Below are 10,338 nucleotides of genomic sequence, written 5' to 3' on the forward strand. Positions count from 1 at the left end.
ATGCAGCAATACGATGTTGCTTATTGAATCGATTTACACAAAACTCTTGACACACCCGTAAATCGTACCGTATACTCCTTTCCGTCATCGTAATCGGTAAATTGAAACATCTCCGAAGTTCGCACAGATAGCCAAAAGTCTCGAATAATATTAAAATCATCTGCAGACAACATCGTCCACGTATATGTCCATGTTCGTACGACTCGCGTGGTACGGGGGCGTGTTACCTTATAATTGGCATCTGTCGTAGATGCTATCGTACTGTCGCTGATCGTTCCATTGTATGTATCTCCAGCATCGCTGGCATATGGTATTTTGGGCTCTGGAATATTTGTCGGGAAAATATAATTGCTCACCGCATCGCCCCCATTGCCTGTTTGAGACGGGTTAAATCCCCGTTTTTATTACTTAAAATATTTTCTACCGTAAAGTTATATATCTGCTCTCCTGTATCCTCATTTGTTTTCACCGACTCAACACTTACCTGCGCATCCGAATTATTATTAATATTAATTACGGGAGCAGTACCTTTTCCAGTTTTCATATTTTGACTGATATGGTTTGCAAGATTACTATAGGTACTATTATTCAATGGGAATACTCCTTCCGCATCCTTCCCTTCTCCGATCAGACTTAATGTTGGGGCCGTAATTACCCCTCCATCTGCAAACGCAAATGTGGGTAAGCTTATCCCCGCCTTATCTAAAATACTTTCTTGGCTAAAGTTATTACTGCCTGAGCTTCCTTCCCATGAAGTTACCAAGCCACTAAGAATATTTCCAGTGGCCCCACTTGTTAAATTAGATCCAAAAATTGACGATGTTAATCGCGAAGCCGCCGCCTGGGCTACAATCTTCATTAATGTACTGATAACCAGATTTCCAAAACTTTGTACCAACTTGCTTACACTGGTGATATTAGTTCCCAATCCGCTAAATATATTGTCAAGCCCTCCCGCAATGGATTCTGCCGCTGTTTCTGTTACAGAAAGCAGACTAAGATCACTTCGCTTCGCCAATGTAACATATTCCTGCAATGCTTTTTTTTGTGCTTCCCATGTTGCGGTTTCTTGCCGGCGTGGATCATTTTGCACAAGGTCTACGACTGCATTCGCATCATTATTATTAACTGCCCATTGAAGTTGTTGATTGTAACTGTCACGCATTGCGTCATCACGCTTTTTAGCAGCCGCCAAATATTGTGCCGTCGCCCATTCATTTACTGCAACAGCTGCTTGAACATCCCCCTTGCTTTGTTCAACTTCCTTTAATCTTGCCGCCCGTTCCTTGTCAATTGCAAAAATAGTGGTATCATATTCAGCATTTGCCAAATCCTTATAGTCACCATAAATCTCCGCATTGGTTTTTGCCAAATCCACCTTCAATTTCGACCAGCGTTCTCGCCATGCCTGTGTTACTTTTTCGATTTCCGATGCCTTGTATTGGCCTAGTAGCACCTGTGCCCTACCAGTATCAATCGTACTGTCAACTTTTTTTAACTTATCAATTTCTTCCTGAAATTTTCGGACAGAAACTGCCACTTTCCCAATCCCAGTTTCATATGCTGTACCTGTATCTGACAAGATATTTTGTTGCAGTGATGCTTCTAAATCTGCAAGAGATTTTTTAGCTTGATCAACTTGTTTTTGATGTTCAAGTATTTTACTGGCAATACTTTTTTCATCAACCTGACTCCCCATATTAGTAGCTAAAGATTCAGCATTGGCTGCTTTTTGATCACGTATATCTTGTGTTCCTTCTGATCTTGTAATATATTTATCAATCAGTTTAGCAAAATTAGCTGGGGAAAAGTCACCGGATGCCTGTGCATCGCTCATCACCCTTTGATAATTATCTCTTTCTGTATTCTGTAATTCCCATACAGCAAATGCTTCCTGCGTACCTAAATCACTGGGGCTTGAATAGTTATTTGCCGCAAACCGCTGCAACAACGGTTCTCTATCAAGCCATTGAGAAATCCCATATGCTCCGCTGTTTGGATTAACTGCTTGTGGATTGATATCTTCTGTATTCCCCCCGGACTCCAGCATCAAGCCGCCTGCATATCCAAGAGAAAAATTCCGATCGTATCCTTGTTGCACTAAAAAATTAACAAAATCAGCGGCATTTGATTTATCTGTTTTATCTTTAGACGCTTTTTCTGGCTTGATCTTATTGCCATTATCGTCAAGTCCTGCATCTGAATATGCCTGACTTAATCGATCTTCTGCTTCTTTTGCTTTCTGTTCAGCAGCATCCATATTTAATTGAGCTACGTAATCTTTATCTGATTTATGATTATCAAACCATTTGCCATTTAATTGAGAAATTTTATCTTGATCAGTTTCCGGCAAATCAGAATCTGACGCCCCGACCCCTGATCCTGTGGGATCATCAATCAATGCTTGATTCTTATCTTTTGATTGCTTGTAAAAATACCCGTTTCTTTGTATATATTTTGAACCATCATCTAATACATATGTTTCGTTTTCAATTTCCTTATCTTTAGCATGAAAATATTGGTAAGCGCAATACGCAGCATATAAGGCCGCTGCAGCTACCCCCATCCATCCCCCTGCCATTGCTAATAATGCTGTTGACACGTGCTCTATCATAGATGGCAATCTTGACATAACAGATGCCGTTTTTGTTCCACTAGCTACCGCTTTGGCTCCGGAAACATCATGTGCCGCACCTAATTTTTCTGTAGCCGATTCTGTTTTGCTTATACTCCCTTGCGCTACAGCATTCGCAATTGCAGTGGTTTCTCCTTCAGCAGTTGCCGATGCACCAACAGCTGCATTACTTGCTATAACAGCTTCATTGCTGGTAATCTTTTCCACATCTGACACTTTTTTCATTCCTGCAGCTTCTTCTGCAGCTGCACCAGTAAGTGTTTCAGATTCAGAGACTGCAACGTTGCTGGCTATAACAGTGTCATTGCTGGCTATTTTTTCTACATTGGCCGCTACTTTCTGTGTGGACGATGATATAGCAGCGGACGTTGTCCCTTCCATCGATGTGGCGATTGATATGGCGCTTTCTTCTGCTGCTACATTAATTTGAGCAAAGGCTTCCGTCATAGATGTACGGATCGTATTTGCTTCTTCTGTGGACCGAATTCCAATTTCAGTAAATTTCTGAGATAAAAACGCAGCAGTTTCTTCTGCTGACATATTCTGTTGCTGCGCCGTTTTAATGGCATCACGACGCATTTTGTCATAGGCTTTTTCACTCGCCCGTACGGATCGGTTGATCTGCTGTTCCTGTGATTTGTTAAGACTTGGCGCCTCCATCTTAGGCGCTGTCGACTGCCATGCATTGCCAACCACCCCGGTTATCGTCTGAACGGCATTACCACCGGCTCTTGCCATTTTCATGGCTTCATAAACGGCTAATAACTTAGTTACTTCAATAACGGTTTGGCTAATAGCTGTTTTATTTTTTGCAATCCATTCCGCAGAATCACGTAAATACGGCATTATTTCAGGTAGTAATTCCGTAGCCATAGGTGCCAATGCGGCTCCTGCCGCGATTTCCAATTGCCCTAATTGCATTTTCATCTGTTTCATGTCTTGCGATGCTTGATGCATTTCCTGTGGATTCAGTCCAATGCCCTTGACTTGAGCAGCTGTTTCTGCCGCTTCATTATAATTTTGCAGCGTTTTGGTAAGTTCCATTCCCCGAACGCCCAGCGTATTCATGATAAAAGCTTGCCCTTCACCATCTTTTTGTGCTTCTTTGTATCCAGAAGCCAAATTAGCAAGCTGTTGATTTAACGGCAATATTTTTCCGCTAGCATCCGTTAAAGATACGCCATATGCTGCCAATGTGACCTGCGCCTTTTTACTTTCGTCTGAATTACCAGTAAAAGATTTGTCAAGTCGCATAATCGCCCGTGCAGCGGTATCTACACTCCCCCCAGTAAGACTGAATACCCGGTTCATTTGTACGGCTTCTGTCGTTGACATCTGATACTTACTGGTAAGCTGGTAGACGGCGTCCCCCGCCTGTACTGCTTTATCAATCATAGAGGTTAAACCGAATCCACCAGCAGCTAACGCTGCAATTTGTGTGAATCCACCTACCATGTTACTAAGTTTTCCTGTAACGCCTTCGATGGAATTAGAAAACGTATCAATGGGATGGGTATTAAATGCCTTACTGATCGACTGCTGACTTTTATCCAATTCTTTAGACAATCCACTTCCATCAGCACCGATTTTCACTTGTAAGTCTGCAATTGTTGACATAATGCACCTCCTTTCTTATAAATTAAATTGCTTCATAAATTCATCTTTACCTTCCTGTGTTGGCTTATCTTCATCAGGATATAACCCTTCATAAATGCACTTCCATACTTTCATAAAATCTAACTTTGCACCACAAAATGATGCCAGCATCCACGTTGTATAATAGGAGGCTTTTATATCATCCTGTTTCTGTTTATCTAAACAAGCATTTAAAAGAGTATAAAATTCCTTCATCTGTAATGTATCAAATTGATCCGGCAACAAATGTAACAAACTATATGCAATACATTCTGATGTCGCTGCCCACTCTTCTATACTTTGGACGTTTTTTTGCTGGGTGGCTTTTCTTTCTCCGTTCTCTTGCGGGGGATAAAAAAACCAGTGTCATACACAGACAATACTATTTCCGCTCCTAGCGTATCCAAACTATGTTTCCCATCTGCACAATATGCATCAAGTAAATCATATAATTCGTCATCATTTCTAATTTTGTCATGGAATCCATACCGCATGGTGGCCAACATAAAATCAATATTTATCTTGGTAGCCTGGTTTAGTCCCAATACAGTTGAAATGAGTGATTTTCCTATTTCGCGTTCAATTTTCCGCAGATCACCAATAGTAAAATACATGTCATGCGTTTCATTACCAATTTTTATTTGTTTTACAATTTTCATGTCGTTACTCCCTTAAAAAAAATATATAAGAGCGCGGCCACCATACCGCGCTCCCAGATTATTACGTATTAGATACCGTAATGGTAATAGTAATCGATATAGTGGCAAACTTCGCGGTTATCGCATAAGAGCCTGGGGTTAAGGATCCTAAATAAGCGGCTGTAAATGTTAAACTACCGTTGGCATACGTATAATCCGTCCCATATACCAGAGCCATTCCAGTTGCATCTACTACACCACGAACAGTCACATCAGCAGGAGTTACCGCTACACTTTTTGCAACAGCACTCCCTTTGGTTACAGCAATAGTCGGTGTGGCAATGGCCGCGCTTGCTACTGTAATCAAATCTGAAATAGATCCATATCCTTCGAATGTGATTTTCAACGTATGAATCGCGTCGCTGGCATTAGAATCACTCATTGCCGTAATAAAAGCCCAGCCCTGTCGATACGATCCATCTGGATATTCTATGCGAATGTATACTGATTGGTCGTTGCGGAACTGTGTCCTGGCAATATCGACAGCCGTATCATTTAAAACATACAGCCCATCATAATCAATGCTCCATGATTTCATTCCCGGTATTTTCTTCGCCCATCCTCCTGACGATTTATCAGACCCATCTAATGAGTCTGCTTTTTCGCTTACCGGAGAATTTTTTTGGCCACCGAATAGAAGCCATTCCAGTGGGTTTTGTGAAATTGCAATATATAGAAGTGTATCTTTTCCCGCAACGGCCTTAGTGTCTGTCGGCATAACGGGAAGGTTAGTGATTTGTTGTTCTGTTAATGCCATAGATAGAACCTCCTAATCTATTTGTTCAATTAAATATTCCAGCATTACTATGCCATGATAGGCGCTTGTTTGATCTGCGTACGTTTCACATACGGCCTGATATAAGGGGATATTCGCAGCTCCTACCTGCCGATATCCGTCCAGTACTAATTCATAACGAGACACCAGATAGGCAATGTCATCCATAATTCCGTTGATTTCTTTTTTTCCCTGCTGCGCACTCCACACATCCAACTGCTGGCTAATCGCATGCATGGCATGAGTTTTATTCCGATCTACCGGCGTGCCGTGAAATTCCCCCAGCCATATGTATGGCATTGTTTCCGTACCCTCTGGAAGGCTGTCATAAACCGGTACGGATTGTCCTTGGCTTACAAGTTGATATATCCCCTTTTGCACCGCATTAAAGGGAATTCGATTAATCAGCATGTTTAATCACCGCCTCTTTGATCGCCGATTCAATAGAAGGCCGTACCGTATCCATGGCAGGTTTCATGAATGGGTGTGGACTTCTCCGTGGAATGGTTGCTTTAGCCATAAACCATCCGGCTGCACCAGGATGCAATGCTTTTTTCCGGATTGGGATTTCCACAGTGCTGCGCGCCCCAAATTCCACCAGATGTGCAACCGGATCTTTGGTGTATACGGTTCCCGCGATGCCTGACTGCGACCGATTTACATAATATTTAATAGACGCTTTTAAATTCCCGGCTTTGCTGGGCGCCAATTGTACCGCCTGAGTGTATACTTCTTTTGTTTTATCCTGTACTGCACCATATATCTCAGTTTGCGTAGCCGCATCATACCGCCGGATATCTGCTAGTGCCTTGTATACTCCGGTGCTGATCTCGGCTTTGACATACCTACCCATGCGTTATCACCGCCTGACAGGTCAGCGTCATGGCGGTTGTGCTGCTGTTATCAATATGTAAAATTTTATGTGGTATCCCTTTGTACGTAATATAGCAATCATATCCCACATCGTCACGATTGCGAATCAAGAACCCTTGTGTGATAGCGGTAGCCGGGCCACTGCTGTTCCCCGTCCAGAACTTCGGTTTCAATACCTTGGCCCATACATTCGCAATCAATTGCGGATCCGCATCTTCTTTACCGCCCATTCCATCATCTGCTGTCCTTTTTTTATATATGGAAAGTCGATGATTTAACTCGCCGACTCGGATGGCTCCTTTTGATTCCTGCGCTTTGGTGTCCATCAAGAACTACCTCCCGCTTTTACCTGTTGAGCTAATCGGCATTGTGCAATCATACCATTCAGCGTCAATCCGCCACTTTCTGATAGACTGGTAAGGAGATCCGGATTGGACAGTAGTTTGGAAATCATGGAGATGACTAATCCTTTAAATAAACTATCATCATAATCCAGCACCACACACCCCGCATTTACCAAATACTGTTCCGCTGTGCCCTGATATATAACGGCGTTTGCCGTTTCTTCCTCAGAATCAATATGCAGCAATTGGGCCAAAGCAGCGGAATCCAATGTAGTCGTTGCCATAAAGAATGCCTCCTTTCACAAAAAGGCAGGACCGCATATGACCCTGCCTCCTGTGTTTACTTATGCTGTGACAGTAACTGTAAAGGTTGCCGTCGATCCATCACTCATGGTAACTGTAAATGTCTTTGTTCCAGCAGTTTGACTTGCCAAATATGCCGATTTCAGTGTAAGTATTCCTGCCGCATACGTATAGTTGCTGCCATTAACAGTCGCAGAGGCGTTCGTTATCGTTTTTACTGTTGCCCCTGTAGCTGCCGCGACGGTAAATGCAAGGTCAGCTGCAGCTGCTATGCTGACCGTTGCCGTTTCAGGATGTACCGCCGTTACGATTTTTTTACTCGTAAGAATCCATTGTAAGAAACCACGTTGCCGCCGATATAGACCTCGCCACGATGTGCAATCATACCTTCTTTAAATTTGTAGTCCGTAGACCGTTCTACGTCCAGCTGGCTGAATACGGCCAGTTGATAATTCTTTAAATAACCAAAAGCCATGCAGTATGCTCCGGAAGTCGTCCCACTGTCGGCAATCGCCCCGCATGCGGAATTGATAATAAACGGATAACCATCAATCGTACCATACCCACCGTTGGTGACGATATTGTGGTATTTCTTTCCATCTGCAGTGCGCAGACGTGCAAATGCTGCCAAATCCTTTTTATTCAGGATTAAAACGGCCTGCCCCTCGACAGCTTCATCACCGCCATACCCGAACACGATAGCATCAAGGGTTTCATTATCAATTGCGGAAAATGAAACGTCTTTTGCCGCATCAATCGCCGTTGCCTTATCAGAGAAAATGCCAATAATATGACCGGTAGCCCCATCACCAATCATGATTTCTTTTCCCAGTTTTCTGCGTACGGATTTTGTAATTCCCTGCAATGTCAGATCTGCGTAATTGGCAGCTGGCAATTTTAATACTTCATTTGTGATTTCGCTGTATGCTGTTATTTTAGATTTTGTAATGTCTGCATACCCATATGTTTTATCTGCATCGGTATAAACCTTTGCAGTTCCATCCCCTTCCGCATTATATCCACCTGCAGGCGTATCTATTTCATACGGCTGCCGATAGGACTCACCCCCCTGTAACGGCATAACATCCACGCTGTCGACAAGACTGGATACTTGCTGGAAAGTTCCGTTCACGGTGGAGCCGAAGTGAGAAGGGACTACGATGTTAGAACTAGCCACCGTTACAGAACGTCCTTCTCGAAGATTGGTTCCTCGTTTTTCCATTGCTTCTTTTTCAGCCTTTTCACGGTCTTCTTCCTGCTTCCCCTCGCCCGCCACATGAAATCCTTTTCCAGGAACATAGCTACGATTCTGCGGCTGATTATTTGACTGATTCATCACCTGCTGAGCTGTTTTAGAACGTTGATTTGTGTCATTGTTATCTGATGTATGTTGGGGTTCACCTGCGGGTGGTTCCGCCGTCGGAGCCGGCTGATCGCAATTGGCAATCATGGTACGAAGCTCGGCAATTTCGGCATTTGAAGTTTCAATTTGTTTCTGCAACGAGCGCAATTCTTCCACATTTTCAGATTTTTCAGATTGGTTAACCAATGCCTGTCGCGCTTCCTCTTTTGCTTTCAACATTTTTTCTAACTGTTTTCTCATTTCCATTCTTATATTCCTCCTAAAATTTTATTTTTAATTTTTAGCATATTTATTTCCTTCGCCCGTTTAGAATTCTCCAATTCCTGTGACCGGACATTCTCCAACGCCTGTTTAGCATTCTCCAATGCTTGTTTGTCACGAGCGGAAATATCTGTCATATCGTAAGCCGGTTGATTGACGGCGCTTACTTCAAATACCTGTGAAATCTTGTTGATAGTTCTGGTAGGTGTATCGGTATCCAGTCCTTTCCACGTATCATCGGCTACGCAGAAACAAAAGCTCATGCCGGTAATATCACCCCTGCTGATTGCAGAGTACAACGCCGCTGCCTGTTGGTTATTTGCCGTGTCGATTGTGGCATTGACCGATAAGCCAATGGCATCAACCCCAACCTGCATGGTAGAGTTGCCGTTATTCCGGCGACTTCTGGCAAGTGGTATCTGTGAACCATCATGATTGACGAAAAGTAGCACATCATCAAAATTGCACCCGTCAAACGCATTTGGTGCAATAACTTCATTCCACCACCCACCAATCGAAGTAATGGAATTAAAAACGGCGGCATGACCGGAGATTGTATTTTCTCCATCATTACCGCCGTCTGCATTGACGCTCACCGCTCGGAAATCCTTCACGGCAAAACATCTTGTTACGACTTTACTTTTATCTATATGTGTTAATTTGCTCATTGCCATCCTCCTTCGTCATAAATCCCCAACAAACGGGATTTCGCAATCCTATGCGATATTTTCTTTTGCGACATTTATTATTCTGGCAAGAAGCACAATTTACTTGCACGGCTTCTATGCTTTTTCTTGCTTTTGTAAACATATCTTTATTCGCTTTTATCATTGCTGTCACCATCCATATCATCCCTTAATGAATTAATGTTATTTTTCATATAATTTGTGATTTTCTTGTACCCTCTATCTTGCACATCATCGCTAAAACCACGATATTTCACTCTGGCAGGGAAACAACTTGTAACTTTATTATCATTATCTATTTCAACAACAATCGACCATCCAAAAACATGGAGTATCATGTTAACGTAAAACAACAGTCCTGATTTTCTGAATGTATCCCATGATTGTTTTGTAACCATTTGCTTACTCATAGCCACTCTTCTTCGCATGTAAGGATCCATCGATAATCTTTATTTCGTTCCGATTATCAACTTTTTTGTTCAATATTAAAGGTGTAATTAAGCACGTATTATCAGGGCATGCCGCCCGTGCTTTTTCTTCTGTGTTAAAGATTCCACATATTTCAGTTGCTACGCTTAAAATACGTATTTCTTTCCCTTTGCGGTCATAATGGAGATTCCTATTTTTGAAATCATACAGACCGTCCGCATCTTTCGATACCAACCATAATTGTTTACTCGTTGTTTCCTGTTCCATCGCCATTTCCTCGGGAGTGTAAAATAGTTTGTGTAAATCGGTATTGCATGAATCTACTTTATGCCCCAT

At 42.5% G+C, this 10,338-nt stretch carries 13 protein-coding genes; all 13 read right to left on the reverse strand.

Annotated elements, in window-relative coordinates; genetic code table 11:
• Window positions 1–352 precede the first annotated feature (352 nt).
• Window positions 353–4,252, reverse strand: a complete 3,900-nt coding sequence (locus PGX44_RS13315; protein WP_498855749.1) for a phage tail tip lysozyme — start codon at window positions 4,250–4,252, stop codon at window positions 353–355.
• Window positions 4,253–4,267: 15 nt separating this feature from the next.
• Window positions 4,268–4,525 (reverse strand): hypothetical protein, encoded by a 258-nt coding sequence (locus PGX44_RS13320; protein ID WP_498855750.1) that lies wholly within the window; start codon window positions 4,523–4,525, stop codon window positions 4,268–4,270.
• A 38-nt stretch (window positions 4,526–4,563) separates the two neighbouring features.
• Complete coding sequence (locus tag PGX44_RS13325; protein ID WP_498855751.1) at window positions 4,564–4,929, reverse strand: hypothetical protein; 366 nt, start codon at window positions 4,927–4,929, stop codon at window positions 4,564–4,566.
• 61 nt (window positions 4,930–4,990) lie between these two features.
• Window positions 4,991–5,725: a phage tail tube protein gene (locus PGX44_RS13330; RefSeq protein WP_302593821.1), complete on the reverse strand. Its 735-nt coding sequence runs from the start codon at window positions 5,723–5,725 to the stop codon at window positions 4,991–4,993.
• Between the two features lie 12 nt (window positions 5,726–5,737).
• Complete coding sequence (gene gp17, locus PGX44_RS13335) at window positions 5,738–6,154, reverse strand: tail completion protein gp17 (RefSeq protein WP_498855752.1); 417 nt, start codon at window positions 6,152–6,154, stop codon at window positions 5,738–5,740.
• Window positions 6,144–6,596, reverse strand: coding sequence for an HK97 gp10 family phage protein (locus PGX44_RS13340; protein ID WP_498855753.1), 453 nt, complete (start codon window positions 6,594–6,596; stop codon window positions 6,144–6,146). Before PGX44_RS13340 ends, gp17 begins: the two co-directional genes overlap by 11 nt.
• A complete protein-coding gene (locus tag PGX44_RS13345; protein ID WP_498855754.1) occupies window positions 6,589–6,942 on the reverse strand; it encodes a phage head completion protein in 354 nt (117 codons plus the stop codon). Before PGX44_RS13345 ends, PGX44_RS13340 begins: the two co-directional genes overlap by 8 nt.
• Window positions 6,942–7,244, reverse strand: coding sequence for a hypothetical protein (locus PGX44_RS13350; RefSeq protein WP_498855755.1), 303 nt, complete (start codon window positions 7,242–7,244; stop codon window positions 6,942–6,944). Before PGX44_RS13350 ends, PGX44_RS13345 begins: the two co-directional genes overlap by 1 nt.
• Window positions 7,245–7,304: 60 nt before the next feature.
• Window positions 7,305–7,592: a X2-like carbohydrate binding domain-containing protein gene (locus PGX44_RS13355; protein WP_498855760.1), complete on the reverse strand. Its 288-nt coding sequence runs from the start codon at window positions 7,590–7,592 to the stop codon at window positions 7,305–7,307.
• Window positions 7,568–8,872, reverse strand: a complete 1,305-nt coding sequence (locus tag PGX44_RS13360) for a phage major capsid protein (protein WP_498855756.1) — start codon at window positions 8,870–8,872, stop codon at window positions 7,568–7,570. The genes PGX44_RS13355 and PGX44_RS13360 overlap by 25 nt, the downstream gene beginning before the upstream one ends.
• A 2-nt stretch (window positions 8,873–8,874) precedes the next feature.
• On the reverse strand, window positions 8,875–9,555 hold the full coding sequence (locus PGX44_RS13365) for an HK97 family phage prohead protease (protein ID WP_498855757.1): 681 nt from the start codon (window positions 9,553–9,555) through the stop codon (window positions 8,875–8,877).
• A 146-nt stretch (window positions 9,556–9,701) separates the two neighbouring features.
• Window positions 9,702–9,983, reverse strand: coding sequence for a hypothetical protein (locus tag PGX44_RS13370; protein ID WP_498855758.1), 282 nt, complete (start codon window positions 9,981–9,983; stop codon window positions 9,702–9,704).
• A partial coding sequence (locus PGX44_RS13375) for a hypothetical protein (RefSeq protein WP_498855759.1) occupies window positions 9,976–10,338 on the reverse strand: 363 nt, incomplete at its 5' end. The genes PGX44_RS13370 and PGX44_RS13375, both read right to left, overlap by 8 nt.

Origin of the sequence: Caecibacter sp. AF58-12pH5A (assembly GCF_027681725.1) — a bacterium.
In the GTDB taxonomy this organism is placed as follows: domain Bacteria; phylum Bacillota; class Negativicutes; order Veillonellales; family Megasphaeraceae; genus Megasphaera; species Megasphaera hominis.